A 16,729-nucleotide genomic window follows, 5' to 3' on the forward strand; every position below is an offset into this window, starting at 1 on the left:
GTTTCTCCTTCCTATATTGTCAAGCCTCAAATCATTGATTTTTAAGGCTTGACAATATAGGAAGGAGAAACCGATGCAAGAATATAAAGTTGTGATGGTCTTTAAAGATGCCAACAATAAAAACCGATCGATGCAGTTTTCTGATATCCGCCCCGATGTTACCCAGGCCGAAGCCAACGCGGCAATGGACACCATTCTGGCGGCCAATATCTTTAAACCGGATGGCGTAAACCTCGTCGCCAAAGTCGACTGCAAGAAGGTTGCGACCACCGAGACCGACTTCTATGACGCACCATAAACCGGGAGCCGTAACGGCTCCCACCAAAGACTGTAGCGGCCAGGCTTTCGATGGCTGAGCTGAAACTGACGCTCCTGAGCGCCTTGGGATTACTGGGTGGTGGTTTTGCGAGTCTGTTGGGGGGCTGGGATGCCGGGCTCTCGTCGCTTCTTATTTTTATGGCAGTGGACTATCTGACCGGGTTGGTGCTGGCCGGGGTTTTTCACAAAAGCCAAAAATCACAGCAGGGCGCCCTGGAAAGTCGGGCGGCCTGGAAGGGGCTGCTGCGCAAAGCCGTCACCCTGGGGGTGGTGCTGATCGCCTGCCGACTGGATCTGATCCTCGGGGCCACCATCATCCGTGATGCTACAGTGATTGCCTGCTGCGGCAATGAGCTGTTATCAATTACCGAAAACATCGGCCTGATGGGGGTGCCCCTACCCAAACCAATCATCCGGGCCATTGACGTCCTTCAGGAAAAGAATGAAAAATAAAGAAAAGGGAGGTCTGTGTGAACGACTATGTAAAATGGGTTCAGGAAACCTTGAAGGTGCTGGGTTACGATCCCGGCCAACTGGATGGCCGGGATGGTGAGCGTACGGCGGCGGCGGTGCTTAGCTTCCAGCAGGATAATGGTCTGGCCGCTGACGGGCTGGTTGGGGAGGCCACCAATAATGCCCTGCTATTGGCCTTAAACGAACGGATCGGAGCCAGCCTGATTAATGATTCCCTTGCGGAGAGCCACAACCGGGATGCGCTGGTCCTTAAAAACTTCAGGCCCGAGGAATTTGCCTGTCGCTGTGGTTGCGGACTGGATCTGGTTATGCCGCTTAAACACTTTGCCCAGGAGCTCCGGGACGCCTTCGGCTGGCCGCTGACGATCTCCTCCGGCGCCCGCTGTCCCCCGGTAAACCAGGATGACGGCGGTGTTCCCGATTCCTGTCACTTAAGCGGCGAAGCCTTTGACGGCTACTTCGCCGGACAGATGAATGCCGAGGTGATGGCTGCAATGGCCGATTTTGCCGTCGCCCGGAGCTTCGGAGTAATTCGTTATCCCCGTGAACTGTTCTGTCATTTTCAAATTTATCCCCGTAATTCAATTGTCTATTCGTAAAGCAAAAACCCCGCCACTATGGCGGGGGTTTTTGCTTATCAGAACAGAACGGAATTCAGGGATCTGCCGGTTTGACAGCTTGATTACATCAATATAGGGAAAATTTATGCAAGTGGTGATGATTTTTGGCGATTCTCTCCACCTGAGCTTGGATTTCTGCTAGAATAGAAGTCAGATGCGCGTAATAAGCAGTGCCGCTCTGCGGCTATATCACTCGGATCATAAAAAAACTGCAAGTTACCAAAAGGGAAAGGAAGAAGCGATGATCAGTAATCAATGGTATGCCATTTTGCCATCGAAGGCAGTGAAAAAAGAAGCGGTTGTCAGCGTTAAACGGCTGAATCAGGAACTCGTGTTGTTCCGCAACCGGGACGGAGAACTTGGCTGTGTGGTCGATCAGTGTACTCACCGCGGAGCGGCCTTGAGCCGCGGGAAGCTACAGGGGGAATGTCTCCAGTGTCCCTTTCATGGTCTGGAGTTTAACCCCCAGGGCCACTGCACTTTTGTCCCGGCCAACGGGAGAGCCTCCACCGCAGATTTAAGCCGGTTTAACGTCAAGGCTTATGGGGTGCGGGAAAGCCATGGCATCATTTATCTGTGGTATGGGGAACCGGAAAAACAGACTGGGGAATTGCCGTTTTTTGATGGCGATATCGATGATTCTTTTGTTTGTAGCGAAATTGAAGATCACTGGCCGACCCACTATTCCCGCTGTATTGAAAACCAGCTGGATGTGATTCACCTGCCATTTGTCCACCACAACACCATCGGACGGGGCAACAAGACATTGGTTAACGGACCCAAAATTGAGTTTGTCCCCGGGGGCCTGGTAACCAGTGCCAATAATGAAACAGATGTCGGACAAACTCCCAAAGCGGCGGATGATTGCGTCATTAAAGCCACCTATCTGAAATTCCTGTTTCCAAACATCTGGATGAACCATATCAGTGAAGCCACCAAAGTTATTATTTATTTTGCGCCGGTGGATGATGAAAACACGATCCTGTACCTTCGTTTCTATTGCCGGTCAACCAGCCTCAGGCCAGTTAATGCTCTGATTGCCTGGTTCGGAAAATTTGGCAACCGGATTATCGAGCGCCAGGACAGGCGGGTGGTGATCACCCAAAAACCCAAAGCTTCGGCGTTTATCTCCAAGGAAAACCTGCTGTCCGGGGACGGGCCGGTGATCCAGTATCGGCGCATCCGGGACGAGTTGAAGCGCCGGAAATAACGGGAGCACCGCCATCGATCGTAAAATGCGAAGAAAATGATCACAAAAAAAGATAAAGAGCAGCGCTTTTTAGCAAACGGATTTAGCGTTTCGGTAACTGACCGTCGGTTGACAGATTAAAGTTTGCGACTATCATAGGCCCAGTGTAGCAGGGCCTGTCGCTGTTTTTGGCGACAGCTTTGATCCATTTTTTCGCAATTCTTTTTAATCGCACCAATATGGCGCACCATCGCCTTCCAGCGTTTGATCTGGCGACGGTCTTCGTCAGGAACTCGGCGACCATAATAATAACGGCAATACCATTGAAACCAGCCCCGGGGATCGATGGGATTGATCCAGCCATTGGCCTGCCAGACTTTAAGCGGCTGTGAGGCATCGACCTGATAATAATTTAAAGAAATATCTTTTCGGGTCGGCGAGAGTTTGGCATGGTCAAACCAATCCTCCGGAAATTCGGACCGGCAATCAGTCATGTACTTGCCTCCGAAAAGGCCCAAAGCTAATAGCTCTTTGGGTGAGAGCTCCGGTTTGAAATCAGGATCAAAATTTGCGCCCATCGCTTCGCTTAAGTAATAAGAGCCTTTTTGCATGGTGTCGCTGATGATTATTTTTTTCATCACAATCGATTCCCTCCCCAATATAATGACGGTTATTAAATGAATACCCTCTCTGGCACATTTTAAAAAGATTTGGTCAATATTTTCAGAATGAACGTCACAATCCGTTGACAACCATGTGAAAGCTGATATGTTAACTACATAAATGCTAATTGAACAAATAGTAAGTGTACGATTAGCAAGGAGGAAGATCGTGAACTTTGACAGATCAGTCTTAATATAGTATCATATAGGTACTGAAACGAGGAGGTGTGCCCGTGAATATAAATCTCAAAGAAGACATTCGACCCATTTCATATATCAAAACCCATGCTGCAGATATGCTCAAGTATATCAATGACAATAAGAATCCCATCATTGTGACCCAAAACGGTGAGGCTCGAGGCGTTTTGCTGGACGTGGAATCGTATCAAAATATGATTAATGCCTTGTCATTAATGAAGCTGATCCAGATTTCGGAGAATTCCATCGGTGAAGGAGAGCTTCATCAGAACAAAGATGTTTTTGCTGAGCTGCGAAAGAATATCGAAGCGATCTGAAATGGAAGAATTTACAATTCTATGGTCGGATCAGGCCAAAATGGATTTGTTTGAAATCATTGAATACATTGCCTTTGAGGATAAAGCCCTGGCGGTGAAGATTCTCGAGAAAATTGAAGCGCAGGTAACACGACTGGAGCAGTTGCCCGAAAGCGGCCGATTTGTGCCGGAGTTAAAAGCCTTTGATTTGTTGACTTACCGGGAAATTGTCTATTCACCCTGGCGCATCATCTATAAGGTCGAGAAGCAACGGGTTCTGATCTTGGCCGTTCTCGACAATCGCCGCAACCTTGAAGATTTGCTGTTAAAAAAACTGCTGTTAAAATAAAAGACACGCTGTCAATGGAACAACAAACCATTGACAGCGTGTTTTTTAGGGCTTAAAAAAGTTGGTCAACAGAGCTGCGACGCATCGATAACCACATAGCTGCCATCGGCCCACTGATCCAGGGCGATTTGGATCACCGGCGAGCCGTCGGTATCGATAAAAGCCTGGACAATTTCGTCATCCATTTGCGATTCGATGGCGACTTCGGTAATCCCATTAAAAGAAAAGCCCTCGAATGCTTTAATAATATCCCGCCAGATATCCCGGGAACCATCAATTTTTTTCAGGTTCTTGATCACTTGTTCAATGTTCATTCTCTTTACCTCCCCAATATAATGTCGGTTATTAAATGAATACCCCTTTGCATCCGGTTTAAAATATTAATTAGTCATTTTTAAGAATTTGGATCTATAGCGCGCAACAATCATTAAATAAATACCAAATCATCCGCCACTGTTAAATTCAAAATGAATTATTTAGAATCACGCCTAACAGGCCCCAGGCGGTTCCCAGCATCGCACCATCAAGCCAGACCCGGCTTATTGCCCTTCATGTGACGCAGTCGCTCCAACCATGACTGACAAAGCCTGTGGCTGGACTTTGATACGCACTGACCCCTCGCCCAAACTGATACCATCGGCCATTACCGCCATGGCCGGTTCGGTGTCGATTACCATTTCACGGACCTGATAGTGCATAATCCGGTGATCTTCGGGGTTATCGGTGCCGACGCCAGTCAGAATATAATTGATTAAATCGAGTTTGGATAGATCGGCAAAAAACATCACATCCAGTAAGCCGTCATGATAGGCATCGGGTGCACCGACTTTATAATTACGACCGATATAGGGCATATTGGAAATTAATGCGGCATGACCCAATTCGCTGATTTCCTGATTATCGTCCAGAAAAAGATGGATGTCTGAGGGCGGAGCAGTCGTCAGAATGCCCAGAAAATCACCGATCCGGGTGATATTACCGTGCTGAATGTCATCCCCGGCGGGGAACAGGGTCGAAAATAATCCCACCGAACAAAGTTCGATAAATGGTGTACTGACACCGTTGCAAATGACCAGGCCGAGATCTATTTTTAAACGCTGTCCTTCGTTGAGGATGGCGACGGCCGCCGCAATATCGGTGGGGATACCGAGACTCAAGGCGATATTGTTGCGGGTTCCGGTGGGAACAATGCCAAGCGTCGCCGCTGAACCGTAGAGTGCCTTGGTGACCGAAGAAACGGTGCCGTCGCCGCCACACACCACAAACAGCTCAATGCCCTGGGCAATGGCCTCATCGACCACTTCCTGCAAGTTACTGTCGGGTTCAATCAAATAAAGTTCCGGTATTAACTGCCGGGCCTGCATTTCTTTAACGACGGCCATGATCTGCAGTGGGGATTCGTCATTCACGCCAGAACCGGGATTAAAAATAAGTTTAACACGCTGTGGCGGCAGCTTCGTATCTACAGTTTTCATCGCTTTTTCCTCCGTTTTTTTTGGTTTTTATTTCCTGACTGGGATTGTATACTCAATATAACGGTGCATTTTTCCATCGGCATGGACCCGGGTCAGGATTTTGCCGATGACATCACCTTCCGGCACAATGCCGTGGTCGCGGATATAGGCTACCAGCGGGTCAAACTGGCGTAAGGTTAAATTACCATAGTCGCCCAGGTCCATCACCGTACACAAACATAAACTCGCCGGCCGGATCTGCACCTCCGCGTTCAGTGGCAGATTTAACAGCGCGGCGTCAGCGCTTTCGACACACAGCCCCCAGGCATCGCGGTCGATGCAGGGGTCGGCGATGTCAGCAAAGGAAATGTGATGGGTAAACTCGACAAAGGGGATTTGCTTGAGCCAGTGCGGAAATAAGGGCTTTTCCTCGACCTCGCCATAATGATCACCGTCTTCGCGTCGGACATAGGTAAAATAACGATACTCGGGGGTATTGACGAACCAATAGCACCCAACATTATAGGGCAGACTTGCCAGTTTATCCTTGTAGGCGGAAATCTTGCGCTCCAGCATCTGATAATAGCGCAGTTTTTCATCGATGACCTGTTGTTTAAAGCCAATCCGTTCGACAAAAAAGTCCAGTGAATCATTATGAAGCATCTTGGAAATATCTTTTAACGAAATGTCAAAGCTGCGGTAGCGCATGCATTCCATCAGAAAAAAGATATCCCAGGTTTCATAGGTGCGGTAGTCACTGTTTTCCTGACGTTTGGGCGCAATAATCTGCTCTTTTTCATAATAGCGGATGGTCTCCACCGGCAGACCCAAGAGTTTGGAGACTTCCCCAATGCGATATGCCATGATTTTCCTCCCTATAGTGGCTTCAGGTTTTTTTCATTGTATCACATTAATATACTAAGACAAATAAAAAAGGATAGGGCTTTTATAAGCACCGATCCTTTTTTTATCTTTAATTGTTAGCGGTGTAGTGGGGGTTACAGCGACAAGCCGGCATTAAAGCCGTCATTGATTGCCACCATGGCATTGCTGGTTTTAACAGCCCCGCCAACGACGATGACGTGGTTGTGAACAGCTGATAATGCTTCGGCCAGATGGTTGTTGGGACGGTAGCCTAAAGCGATGACGACAGTATCGGCTGGCAGGGTCTGCTGGCCCTGACTGTTTTCGATGATTACCCCATCATCCAGAATTTCGACCACTTTGGTTTGGGTCATTTGGTTGACCTCATATTCGCAGAGAATTTTCATCAGATTGAACTTGTTGACGCCATCGAGATCGCTGCAGATCTTGGGTAGCATTTCGATGATGGTCACATCCCGTTGCTGCATCGCCAGATGCGCCGCCGTTTCCGAACCGACCTCACCGCCGCCAGCGACAACGATCTGATCACCGGTGGCCACGTTACCCAGTAGGGCATCCTCCGCAGTGACAACCAGGGCCTTGTCGATCCCTTTGATGGCGGGTTTGCAGGGGGTTTCGCCGGTGGCGACGATAACGGTATCGGGTTTTTCAGCGGCGACCAGTTCTTTGGTCACTTGGCGGTTGAGATGAATCGTTACGCCCAACTGATCCAGTTCGCTCGTGATCCAGTTGGTATAAGTGGCCAACTCACCTTTGCAGGGGGGATAAGCGGCTGATTTAAACTGACCGCCTAAAAAGCTGCCCTGCTCATAAAGCGTGACCTCGTGGCCTTTGATCGCCGCTGCCCGAGCCGCTTCCAGGCCACCGGGTCCGCCGCCGGCAATCAGGACTTTTTTTGGTGTGGTGGCTTTGCTGTAATCCAACTGATATTCTTGACCCAGGGAGGGATTGACCAGACAGGTGATGGCTTCACCCACCAGTAATTTACCAACGCAGCCCTGCATACACCCGATGCAGTAGCGGATCGAGGTTAAATCGCCAGCCTTGGCCTTGTTCGGCAGATCGGGATCGGCCAAAGAACCCCGACCCATTCCGATGAAATCCGCTTTGCCCATATCCAGCAGACCATCGGCCATGCGGGGATCATTGATGCGGTTGACCGTAAAGACCGGGATATCGACGAGCTGTTTGATCTCGGCAGCAAAATCGACAGTCCAGGCATGGGAGACATACATCGGCGAAACAATCCCCTTATTATGATCGCCATAGGCACCACTGGAAACATGCAGGGCATCAAAGCCCCATTCGGCAAATAATTTGGCCAGGACCCGGGATTCAGAAATGTCGCGGCCACCCTGAACCACTTCGTCAGCCGAAAAACGGATCATGACCGGGAAATCGTCGCCGACCTTGCTGCGGATATTGGTATAGATTTCTTTGATGAAGCGTAAGCGATTATCCAGACAACCGCCGTATTTATCAGTACGTTTGTTGACGTAGGTGGACATGAATTCGGCAATTAAATAGCCATGTCCGGCATGCACTTCGATGCCATCAAAGCCAGCCTGTTTAGCCCGTAAGGCACAGTCGCCAAAATCTTCAACAATCTGTTCAATCTCCGGAATGGTCAGCTCCCGGGGCAGTTGCCGCAACCACGGACAGGGGATTGCCGATGGCGCCACCGGCTGAACGCCGCCATTTACGAAGCTGGCGCTTTGACGGCCGGCATGATAGATCTGGGCAAAGATTTTGGAATCATACTGATGAATGGTGTCGGTCAGTTTTTTGTGACTGGCAATCTGATCATCATTCCACAGCCCGGCAATAAACTGATAGCCCATGGCATGTTGGCTGACGGCATAATCTTCGGTAATAATCAGGCCCCAGCCGCCCTTGGCTTTGGCTTCGTGATAAGCAATATAACGATCGGTGGCGGTGCCGTCCTCATTGCAGTAGTTGGCCACCATGGCGGTGACTGCCAGACGATTGGGAATCTCACACTGATTGATTTTCTTGGGCGTAAATAATTTAGTAAACATCTTGTACCTCGTTTTCATATTTGGATTTACTGATAGGATAAACCCTCAAGTCACTTCAAGGTCAAGCTGTTAATTATAAAATTAACAAAGAATTTCTTTTGCTTATTCTATCATCATTGCTGCGGTGATGATGCTGTTCTGGATGATGAGCTCGTTTTTTCCGCTTATCGAGGTGGCCGTGGTCTCACTTTTTGGTTGTACCTTGTTCTTTCTGCCCGGAATCAGGATTCTCACCTGGGAACAGTACATGAAAGCTGTTAGTTGGACCTCCTTTATTCTGATCGGGACAGTCTTATGTATTGCCAATACCATTGTTGCCAATGGCGTCAGTGAGTGGTTTGTCACTTATGTACTGCCCTCCTCACTGTCACTTTCGACCATGGGAGGGGTCTTTTTTGTTGCCGTGATGATTTTTGTGATCATGCTGGTTGTTCCGGTGGCTCCGGCCCTGATCGGGGTGCTGACACCAGTAATTGTCAGCTTGGCGGCCACCATGGGAATCAACCCGGCTCTGTTGATCATTACCCTGGGCTTATGCGCCGGTAACTGTTATCTGTTTCCCATCGATACGATTCCACTGATCACCTACACCGCTGGCTATTACAAAATGACCGATATGCCCAAGGCGACTATCTGGATGCAGCTGGCTTTTATTATCTTAGCGACCTTGTGGCTGCCATTGGCCGGATTGATTTCCGGAATCGTTTAGCAAAACGATTGTAAGCTGGCGTTAAACGGATCAGCGCAACATGCATGAATCCTAAAATTAAATAAAAACAATCAAGCGACAAGATGGCTATTTTGTCGCTTTTCTATTATAATGGAACGAGTATCGATCATCACAAAAGAGCGGTGCGATGTTTAATAAGGGCATTGTGAACCATGAACACACGGGGACGCTGATGATTGAATCGCTGAAAATAGAATGCAGAAAGCGAGATGAAAAAAATGGTTATTTCATTTGAAATAAGTCCGATACAAAGTATCCAGAAGATTCAGAGTCAAAAAAAGAAAATTGATCAACTTTGTTCATTTAATCCGAACTATATCAGCTGTAGTATCAGTGGGATAAAAGATGTAAGTTTTGAGCGTAATTTAGAAATGTGCAGACTACTGAAGTTGGATAAACGAACGGTTCCGATGACACACTTTGCAATTGGTGATAAGAAAAAAAAGAACTGACGGATCGTCTAAAAACTTATGTTTCAATTGGGATTGAGCATTATTTTGTTATAAGGGGGGATTCCAAGTACCATTCGCAAAGAAACGACGCATTCCCTAATAGTTTTAGTTTTATTAAGACAATAAAAAAGCTAAACCCCGATATGCATGTCTCTGTTGCGGGATATCCTGAAACTCACATTTTGGCTGATTCGGTTAAAACCGATATCAAGCATTTAAAATTAAAGCAGGAGTTTGGGGCTGATAAGATCATTACTCAAATATGTTTTGATGGATATGCGATTGCGGACTGGTTGGATCTTTGTCAGAAAAATGATATTCATTTACCTGTTGACATCAGTATTTTACCGGTTACGAATAAGAATAGCATATTACAAATCAGTTTTGCAAATGGCATCTCGATACCAAAAGAATTGTCAAAAATTATTGGGCGTTATGGTGATGATCCCCAGGACTTTAAAAAAGCTGGGATCGACTATACGATTAAACAAATTGATGCGTTGAAAAAATTGGGGATCAATGGATTTCATTTTTTGGGTGGCAATAATACAAGCACAATTTCAGAGGTATTAAATATGGCTTCGTTGGCCAATAACAATTAGATTTAAAATTAAATAAAAACAATCAAGCGACAAGATGGCTATTTTGTCGCTTTTGCATTATAATAGAGCTATTCTCGATGATCTAAAAGGAGCGGTGCGATGTTTAATAACGGCATTGTGAACTACGAAAATTATAACCACGTTGAAAAAAATTTAAAAAATGTCCTGAATCTGGCCAATAGCAGTGGGGCCTCCAAGGCAGTTGAGGAAGAAATTTATTATAATACAGCCAAAAATGTTGGCCGCAGCCTCAATGTTACTGATTATAACAGTTTAGCGGAAAAGATCATGGCCCTGGGGATTGGCCAGATTGTGATGACCAACATGTCCGATAACAAAATTGTTTTTCGGCTCTACGACTGTTTTACCTGCAGTGACATGGAAAACATCGGCAAACCGGTCTGTTATTTTGAAGCTGGGATTCTGGCCGGGGCCGTCAGTATTATCAGCAATCAGGATATGGATGCCGAGGAAGTGCGGTGCAACGCTCTGGGTGACGACTATTGTGAATTTGAAATCACCCCGGCCAAGGGCAATAAAAAGAACTTTCAGGCCGTCGGCGATGATGAAAAACCCGATATCAACATGCTTTATCTGACCATCAATTCACTCAAGCTGGCTAAAAGCAAAAATCAGATCCAATCCCAAAGCCAGCGCTCCAGCCGGGCCAATAAACAACTCAATGATGCCCTGGAAAATGCCCTGGAAGCCGATAATTTCAATCAGAACATCATCGACAGCATTCCCAACTATCTTGCGGTAATCGACAGCTCCGGGATGGTCGTGCGGATCAATAAAAAGTACCAGGAATTTCTGTCCCTGGCTTTTCAAAAAGACACCAGCATTATTTCCCTGGCTTGGGAAACAAAGTATACCGAGGTGCTAGCGACCGGCAAACCGGCCATCTGGCAGCAGATAATTTCCGGCAAGGAGCACATTGTTTTTGAGAGCCCGATTCTAGAATCCCAGGCAGTCCTGCGCCAGGTGATTCCGGTGGAATCGGATTTTATTAAACTGCTGCTTGATAAAATATCCGACCTGGAAGAGCGGATTGACAGCAACAAAAAAGCCAGCCAGCAGCAGCTTAAACTCAAAGATGATCGTGTTGTTGTGGCCAGCGATGTGATGATCAGTCAGGTAAACTACATCCGGAAAGTTGCTAAAACCGATGCCTCGATCTTAATCCGAGGCGAAAGCGGCACCGGCAAAACGCTGTTTGCCGAGGTGGTTCATCAGGAAAGTCCCCGTCGTCATAAGCCTTTTATCTACATTGACTGCACTACCATTCCCAAGAATTTTTTTGAAACCGAATTGTTTGGCTACACGCCCGGGGCCTTTACCGGCGCCAGCAGAAACGGCAAAGCCGGTAAACTGGAAATGGCTCAGGGCGGGACGGTTTTCTTAGATGAAATCGCCGAGATTCCCATTGAAATCCAGTCAAAGTTACTACGTTTTCTGCAGGAAAAGAAGTTTGAAAAAATGGGCGCCGTCAAAACCCAGCAGGTTGACACCCGGGTCATTGCCGCCACCAGTCAAAACCTCGAAGCGATGATCCGGGATGGCTTATTTCGCAAGGATCTTTACTACCGCCTCAATGTGATCAATATTGTTCTGCCGCCGCTGCGACAGCGGCGGGATGAAATCCCGGTCTTAGCCGCAAAGATTCTTAGTCAGATCAGTGAAGAAAGCAAAACCGGGCTTAAACGGATTGATGCGTCTGGCCTTCAGGCGCTGATGGGCTATGATTGGCCCGGCAATATCCGGGAGCTGGAAAATCTACTCAAGCGCCTGACCTTTCTGGTCGATGACGGAGTGATTACAAGCCAGGCGATAATGATGGAGCTGCATACGGCGGCGACCTTAAATGGCGGGGTCGGGGGCGCTGCCAGTGAAATCCGGGAAAATGAACGTGAGCTGATCATCCGGGTGTTGGAAAACTGCAATTATAACAAGTCGGCGGCAGCCGAAAAACTCGGCATCACCCGCCAGACCCTTTATAATAAGATTAAAAAGTATCAGATTAGTTAGACAGCCGGTGGCCGGGACGAGTGTCAAGTGATGTCAAAAAGTGTCAACTGTATTTTGACAGTGTCAAAATAATAGACACTATCAAATCGGGGCAGGCGGATAAAAATCCCATCAAACCGGGCTTGGCGGCATTTTATGGGGTTGGCACAAAACTTGCAATAATAAATTGGTAGTATGTTTAATAAAAAATATTTCTTTGAAAAGGAAGAGTGAAAAATTATGAGTTTGACAGATTTAATTTACGCCGGTTCCAATGCAGTTGCCGGATTAACCGAAGGCGCAGTGAATGACGCCATTGAAAAATTTGGTGCGGATCATGCCGTGGGTTATCCCGATACCGCTTATTGTTTGCCGATTATCTACGCCGCTACCGGGGTTAAAATTAAGACCCTGGGCGATTTACCAGCGGCTGTGGGCATTCTTAAAAGCCTGATCACCAACAAGGAAGATCTGGGCGAGGCTTTAAATGCCGGTCTGGCGACCGCTGTTGGGGCCGAAATTATTGAAGCGATCCGCTATCTGGATGGTGACCCCTATGCCAATGATTCCGGCATCGGTTTTGTGCCGGATCCGATTATCCGATCATTGGGTGTGCCTCTGGTAACCGGTGATATCCCCGGGATTGCCGTCCTGCTGGGCGAAGCTGCTGATCCTGCGGCTCTGGCTGCGATTGTTAAGGACTATCAGGAAAAAGGACTGCTGACCTTTATGGTTGGTAACATTATTGAGCAGGCCTTAGAAGGCGGCGTCAAGATGGGGCTGGATTATCGGGTGATCCCGTTGGGTCATGAAGTCACCTCGGTTATTCACGTGGTCTCCGTGGCGATTCGGGCGGCTCTGATTTTTGGCGGCATCGAACCGGGCAAACTGCCGGAGTTTTTAACTTACACCAAAGAACGGGTACCGGCCTTTGTCAATACCTTTGGTGAACTCAACGAAGTGATCGTTTCTGTTGGGGCGGGTGCCATTGCCCTCGGTTTCCCGGTTATCGCCGATGTACCGGTCCCGGAAGTGCCGGGAGCCTTAATGACCCAGGCCGATCACAGCAAAACCGTCGAATTTTCTCTGGAAGCCCGGGAAATTAAAATTAAAGTCACCAAAATCGATGTACCGGTTTCCGTGGCTTCAGCCTTTGAAGGGGAGCGGGTTCGAAAAGAGAACATGTTTGCCGAATTTGGCGGCAACAAAACTGAATGCTGGGAACTGGTTACCAGCGGGGATCCGGCCACCATGGAAGACCATAAAATTACCGTCATCGGACCGGATATCGATGATCCAAGCTTCGCTGATGCCGATGTCGTCCGTCTGCCTCTGGGGATTGTTGTCACCGTTGGCGGCAAAGCCATGCAAAAAGATTTTGAAACCGTGCTGGAACGCCGCATCCACTACTTCACCAACTACATCGATGGCGCCATGCATGTGGGCCAACGTAACATCGCTTGGATCCGTCTGACTAAAGAAGCCTTTGAAAAAGGGTTCCGTTTAAAACATATCGGTGAAGTGCTCTACGCCAAAATGCGGTCGGACTTTGAAAAAGTCGTCGATAAATGTGAAATCACCATTTACACCAAGGCCGAAGACGTTAAACGGCTGGGTGAAGAAATGGTTAAACCAATTTACGCCGAGCGGGATGCCCGAATGAATGCCCTGACGGATGAGAGTGTTGATGAATTCTACACCTGTTTATTGTGTCAGTCTTTTGCGCCCAGCCACGTTTGCATCGTGACCCCGGAACGTCTGGGTCTGTGTGGCGCGGTTTCCTGGTTGGATGCCAAGGCGACCAAAGAACTCGATCCCGAAGGACCTAATCAGCCGGTCATCAAAGGAACTGCCAGTGATGAACGGGTTGGTCGTTGGGATTCGGTTAACAAGGCTGTTGCCAGCGCATCACAAGGCGCAGTTGAAAGCGTCACCCTCTATTCAATCCTTGAAGATCCAATGACTTCCTGTGGTTGCTTTGAATGTATCTGTGGAATCATGCCTGAAGCCAATGGCGTGATCATTGTCAACCGTGAATTCAGTCAGACTTCTCCGGTTGGGATGACCTTTGGCGAGTTGGCCTCCATGACCGGTGGTGGTGTGCAGACCCCCGGCTTTATGGGTCACGGTCGGTTCCTGATTGGTTCTAAAAAGTTTATGTCGGCTGAAGGCGGACTACAACGAATTGTCTGGATGCCCAAAGAATTAAAAGACGATGTGGCTGACCGCTTGAACAAAGCCGTTGTAGCCATGGGTGGACCGGAAAACTTTGCCGACATGGTTTGTGATGAAACCATTGCCACCGACTCCGAAGCGGTTCTGGAATTCCTGGAAACCAAAAACCATCCGGCCCTGGCCATGGACCCGATTATGTAGGCACTTTGCCAATACGTATATAAAAAAAAGACAAGTAAAAACGCATCTCATTTTGAGGTGCGTTTTTTTGTGTCCTGGAAGTGCGCCTGGAAAAATGGCGCAGCAGTTTTTTTTGATGCTTTGGTATGAAGCCTAATTAGCCGCGTTTTTTTGACTCGAATTCTGGACATCGGGAAGCCCGGGGTCTGTTTAGAAAAACATAGTGCGGGTTTGGATGGGGCGCTTGCCAGGGGGCCTTTTTTATCTGACCGATGCGTCGGCAATAATGGGTATTATAAAAAAAGACCGGTGAGCAGGTGGATGGACTCTTTTATACAGTTTTAAGCCTCAACGAAAAAGCTCGAAAGCCCACCATCGATTACCTTGATCAGAAATTCAGCAAATTCGTCGACCGGCTCGGTCATTCCCTTCTTCAGCCAGGTGCGCAGGCAGTTTAAGGCTCCTCCAGCTGTGTCAGCAGGGCATACTGATCGGCATAGTGGGCATAGAAGGTGCTGCGGTTGATGTCTGCCGTTTCACAGATCATCTTTACAGAAATTTTGGAGATCGGGCGGGTCTCCATCAATTCCATCAGGCTGTCTTTGAGTATTTTTTTGGTGAGCCGTACCCGGCGATTGTTTTTTCATTGGACATGCTGATTCCTCGTATATATTTTTGATTAATCCGACAGAAAGAAAGTGATGTGTTGGTTTCTTTGCAATTCCCGGAAGAATTGCGGGTTGTCTTTCATGATCCTGGTCATTATAATACAGAAGGTATATAAAAACAACACCTTGTTGAATTAATCACAGTGACAGGAAAGGAAGCATGAAATGATGAAAAAAATAATCAGATATCGCTATGGGATTCTGATCCTATGGCTGGTTGTGACGGTACTGTTGACGGTTTTTCAGCCGGATACCCAGGCGATTCTTAAGGAGCGGGGACAAAATCCCATCAGTGACAGCAGTCCCTCCAAGGTGGCCCAGACCCTGCTGGATCAGATGGAGACCCAGGAGGGCACCAGTGACCTGGTTGTTTTTTACAGCGCCGATCAAATCACCCCGGATCAAATGAGCCAGATTGAAGCAGGGGTGGCTCGCTTCCGGGCCGACGCTCAGGCGCTGGGGATTGTGGAAATCATGGACCCTTTTGGTATGCCGGAAGCCCGGGATAATTTCATCTCTCCGGACGGCACCACCCTGATGGTGCCGTTTAAGCTGGCTCAGAGCGATCAGGACATTGATGACTTAAGTGAAAAAATCAAGGCCAATTTTACCGGGATTCATACCGACACCTATCTGACCGGTGAGGATTTATCAACAACGACTATCTCCACACCTCGCTGGCCGGAACCGTTTTAAAAAACGTCGACTATGGCATTGTTGGGCCCAGCGCTACGACGCGGGACGAAAATGATGTCTTAAGCCAGGATCTGAACCGGATGATTGTCATCGTCCTTTTGGGCATTTTTCTAGTGCTACTGCTTCTGATCCGGTCGCTGTGGTCATCGCTCTGTATTACCGGATCGCTGATTGGCGCCAATTTTGCCGCCATCTTTTTAAGCAATCAGCTGTTTGCCCAGTGGTTTCATTTTGTTGGTTTCAACCCGTTTATCCCGTTTTTTTCGTTTATCATCATTGTGGCTCTGGGCGTCGATTACAGCATCTTTCTGATGGCCCAAGTGGGGGAATATCATGATTTGTCGCCCCAAGATGCCATCGTTGAAGCCTGTCGGTAAACCGGTGGCGTGGTTACCGGAGCGGTGATTATTCTCGGCGGCACTTTTGCCACTCTGATTCCGTCGGGTATGTCACTGCTGATTCAGCTGGCGGTGACGGTCATCATCGGCCTGATGATTCTCTGTCTGGTGATGCTGCCGATTTTTATCCCGGCGATGATTGCTTTGCCCGAATGCATCCGGGAACTGCGTCAGCAGAGAAACAAAACAACGCCGAATATCGGATGATCAGTAAGCGATTGAAATAATAACTGCTAAAATGGAGGCAGAAAAATGGCAATTGCTGCTGACGCAGTTACTTATATAAAACAGTCATACGTTTTTCGTATGACTGTTTACGAAATCGGAATTAGACTTT

The 16,729-nt window shown here is 47.9% G+C and carries 19 protein-coding genes; 13 read left to right on the forward strand and 6 right to left on the reverse strand.

Going from position 1 to position 16,729, the window contains the following annotated elements; all coding sequences use genetic code 11:
* The first annotated feature begins 73 nt into the window (after positions 1-73).
* The 4 genes from B3F51_RS05805 to B3F51_RS05820 all read left to right on the forward strand — a co-directional run bounded on the left by B3F51_RS05805 (position 74) and on the right by B3F51_RS05820 (position 2,622).
* Positions 74-298, forward strand: coding sequence for a DUF2922 domain-containing protein (locus tag B3F51_RS05805; protein ID WP_228880664.1), 225 nt, complete (start codon positions 74-76; stop codon positions 296-298).
* A 50-nt stretch (positions 299-348) separates the two neighbouring features.
* Positions 349-771, forward strand: a complete 423-nt coding sequence (locus B3F51_RS05810) for a phage holin family protein (protein ID WP_286946010.1) — start codon at positions 349-351, stop codon at positions 769-771.
* Between the two features lie 17 nt (positions 772-788).
* The gene (locus B3F51_RS05815; protein WP_286946011.1) at positions 789-1,391 is read left to right on the forward strand and encodes a peptidoglycan-binding protein; all 603 of its coding nucleotides are present in this window, start codon (positions 789-791) and stop codon (positions 1,389-1,391) included.
* 262 nt (positions 1,392-1,653) lie between these two features.
* Entirely contained in the window at positions 1,654-2,622 is a 969-nt protein-coding gene (locus tag B3F51_RS05820; protein WP_286946012.1) for an aromatic ring-hydroxylating oxygenase subunit alpha, read from the forward strand.
* Positions 2,623-2,738: 116 nt separating this feature from the next.
* Here B3F51_RS05820 and B3F51_RS05825 read toward each other — a convergent pair whose 3' ends face one another.
* Positions 2,739-3,239 (reverse strand): hypothetical protein, encoded by a 501-nt coding sequence (locus tag B3F51_RS05825; protein ID WP_070371350.1) that lies wholly within the window; start codon positions 3,237-3,239, stop codon positions 2,739-2,741.
* A gap of 257 nt (positions 3,240-3,496) precedes the next feature.
* Here B3F51_RS05825 and B3F51_RS05830 point away from each other — a divergent pair, with 257 nt between their 5' ends.
* Together B3F51_RS05830 and B3F51_RS05835 are read left to right on the forward strand one after the other, a co-directional pair.
* Complete coding sequence (locus B3F51_RS05830) at positions 3,497-3,778, forward strand: type II toxin-antitoxin system Phd/YefM family antitoxin (RefSeq protein WP_228880672.1); 282 nt, start codon at positions 3,497-3,499, stop codon at positions 3,776-3,778.
* 1 nt (position 3,779) lies between these two features.
* A complete protein-coding gene (locus B3F51_RS05835; RefSeq protein ID WP_250935467.1) occupies positions 3,780-4,106 on the forward strand; it encodes a type II toxin-antitoxin system RelE/ParE family toxin in 327 nt (108 codons plus the stop codon).
* 65 nt (positions 4,107-4,171) lie between these two features.
* On the opposite strand, the gene B3F51_RS05840 is transcribed toward B3F51_RS05835, so the two are convergent.
* The 4 genes from B3F51_RS05840 to B3F51_RS05855 form a co-directional block, all read right to left on the reverse strand.
* A complete protein-coding gene (locus B3F51_RS05840) occupies positions 4,172-4,420 on the reverse strand; it encodes a hypothetical protein (protein ID WP_070371352.1) in 249 nt (82 codons plus the stop codon).
* A gap of 225 nt (positions 4,421-4,645) precedes the next feature.
* Positions 4,646-5,581, reverse strand: a complete 936-nt coding sequence (locus B3F51_RS05845) for a diacylglycerol/lipid kinase family protein (protein WP_286946016.1) — start codon at positions 5,579-5,581, stop codon at positions 4,646-4,648.
* A 27-nt stretch (positions 5,582-5,608) separates the two neighbouring features.
* On the reverse strand, positions 5,609-6,424 hold the full coding sequence (locus B3F51_RS05850) for a MerR family transcriptional regulator (protein ID WP_286946018.1): 816 nt from the start codon (positions 6,422-6,424) through the stop codon (positions 5,609-5,611).
* 134 nt (positions 6,425-6,558) lie between these two features.
* The gene (locus B3F51_RS05855) at positions 6,559-8,484 is read right to left on the reverse strand and encodes an FAD-dependent oxidoreductase (protein WP_286946019.1); all 1,926 of its coding nucleotides are present in this window, start codon (positions 8,482-8,484) and stop codon (positions 6,559-6,561) included.
* Between the two features lie 115 nt (positions 8,485-8,599).
* On the opposite strand from B3F51_RS05855, the gene B3F51_RS05860 reads away from it, so the two are divergent.
* The 4 genes from B3F51_RS05860 to acsB all read left to right on the forward strand — a co-directional run bounded on the left by B3F51_RS05860 (position 8,600) and on the right by acsB (position 14,651).
* Positions 8,600-9,193, forward strand: a complete 594-nt coding sequence (locus B3F51_RS05860; RefSeq protein WP_286946144.1) for an SLC13 family permease — start codon at positions 8,600-8,602, stop codon at positions 9,191-9,193.
* A 469-nt stretch (positions 9,194-9,662) separates the two neighbouring features.
* Positions 9,663-10,268, forward strand: coding sequence for a methylenetetrahydrofolate reductase (locus tag B3F51_RS05865; protein WP_286946146.1), 606 nt, complete (start codon positions 9,663-9,665; stop codon positions 10,266-10,268).
* Between the two features lie 99 nt (positions 10,269-10,367).
* Complete coding sequence (locus B3F51_RS05870) at positions 10,368-12,296, forward strand: sigma 54-interacting transcriptional regulator (RefSeq protein WP_286946020.1); 1,929 nt, start codon at positions 10,368-10,370, stop codon at positions 12,294-12,296.
* Positions 12,297-12,515: 219 nt separating this feature from the next.
* Positions 12,516-14,651 carry an acetyl-CoA decarbonylase/synthase complex subunit alpha/beta gene (gene acsB, locus B3F51_RS05875; protein ID WP_286946021.1) on the forward strand — a complete coding sequence of 712 codons (2,136 nt, stop codon included), beginning with the start codon at positions 12,516-12,518 and terminating at the stop codon, positions 14,649-14,651.
* Positions 14,652-15,084: 433 nt separating this feature from the next.
* Here the strand turns inward: acsB and B3F51_RS05880 are convergent, their stop codons facing one another.
* The gene (locus B3F51_RS05880) at positions 15,085-15,222 is read right to left on the reverse strand and encodes a TetR/AcrR family transcriptional regulator (protein ID WP_286946022.1); all 138 of its coding nucleotides are present in this window, start codon (positions 15,220-15,222) and stop codon (positions 15,085-15,087) included.
* 241 nt (positions 15,223-15,463) lie between these two features.
* On the opposite strand from B3F51_RS05880, the gene B3F51_RS05885 reads away from it, so the two are divergent.
* The 3 genes from B3F51_RS05885 to B3F51_RS16195 are packed head-to-tail and all read left to right on the forward strand — an operon-like array spanning position 15,464 to position 16,599.
* The gene (locus tag B3F51_RS05885; protein WP_286946023.1) at positions 15,464-15,994 is read left to right on the forward strand and encodes an MMPL family transporter; all 531 of its coding nucleotides are present in this window, start codon (positions 15,464-15,466) and stop codon (positions 15,992-15,994) included.
* A gap of 17 nt (positions 15,995-16,011) precedes the next feature.
* Positions 16,012-16,371 carry an MMPL family transporter gene (locus B3F51_RS16190; protein ID WP_349680191.1) on the forward strand — a complete coding sequence of 120 codons (360 nt, stop codon included), beginning with the start codon at positions 16,012-16,014 and terminating at the stop codon, positions 16,369-16,371.
* 9 nt (positions 16,372-16,380) lie between these two features.
* On the forward strand, positions 16,381-16,599 hold the full coding sequence (locus tag B3F51_RS16195; protein WP_349680189.1) for a hypothetical protein: 219 nt from the start codon (positions 16,381-16,383) through the stop codon (positions 16,597-16,599).
* Positions 16,600-16,729: the final 130 nt, after the last annotated feature.

The organism is Acetobacterium sp. UBA5834 (assembly GCF_002435675.1).
GTDB lineage: Bacteria > Bacillota > Clostridia > Eubacteriales > Eubacteriaceae > Acetobacterium > Acetobacterium wieringae.

What these genes read in the sequence shown, in the direction of transcription:
- B3F51_RS05805 (WP_228880664.1), top strand. Translation starts at nt 74, where the DNA reads ATGCAAGAATATAAAGTTGTGATGGTCTTTAAAGATGCCAACAATAAA.
- B3F51_RS05810 (WP_286946010.1), top strand. Translation starts at nt 349, where the DNA reads ATGGCTGAGCTGAAACTGACGCTCCTGAGCGCCTTGGGATTACTGGGT.
- B3F51_RS05820 (WP_286946012.1), top strand. Translation starts at nt 1,654, where the DNA reads ATGATCAGTAATCAATGGTATGCCATTTTGCCATCGAAGGCAGTGAAA.
- B3F51_RS05825 (WP_070371350.1), bottom strand. Translation starts at nt 3,239, where the DNA reads ATGAAAAAAATAATCATCAGCGACACCATGCAAAAAGGCTCTTATTAC.
- B3F51_RS05835 (WP_250935467.1), top strand. Translation starts at nt 3,780, where the DNA reads ATGGAAGAATTTACAATTCTATGGTCGGATCAGGCCAAAATGGATTTG.
- B3F51_RS05840 (WP_070371352.1), bottom strand. Translation starts at nt 4,420, where the DNA reads ATGAACATTGAACAAGTGATCAAGAACCTGAAAAAAATTGATGGTTCC.
- B3F51_RS05845 (WP_286946016.1), bottom strand. Translation starts at nt 5,581, where the DNA reads ATGAAAACTGTAGATACGAAGCTGCCGCCACAGCGTGTTAAACTTATT.
- B3F51_RS05850 (WP_286946018.1), bottom strand. Translation starts at nt 6,424, where the DNA reads ATGGCATATCGCATTGGGGAAGTCTCCAAACTCTTGGGTCTGCCGGTG.
- B3F51_RS05855 (WP_286946019.1), bottom strand. Translation starts at nt 8,484, where the DNA reads ATGTTTACTAAATTATTTACGCCCAAGAAAATCAATCAGTGTGAGATT.
- B3F51_RS05870 (WP_286946020.1), top strand. Translation starts at nt 10,368, where the DNA reads ATGTTTAATAACGGCATTGTGAACTACGAAAATTATAACCACGTTGAA.
- acsB (WP_286946021.1), top strand. Translation starts at nt 12,516, where the DNA reads ATGAGTTTGACAGATTTAATTTACGCCGGTTCCAATGCAGTTGCCGGA.
- B3F51_RS05880 (WP_286946022.1), bottom strand. Translation starts at nt 15,222, where the DNA reads ATGGAATTGATGGAGACCCGCCCGATCTCCAAAATTTCTGTAAAGATG.
- B3F51_RS05885 (WP_286946023.1), top strand. Translation starts at nt 15,464, where the DNA reads ATGATGAAAAAAATAATCAGATATCGCTATGGGATTCTGATCCTATGG.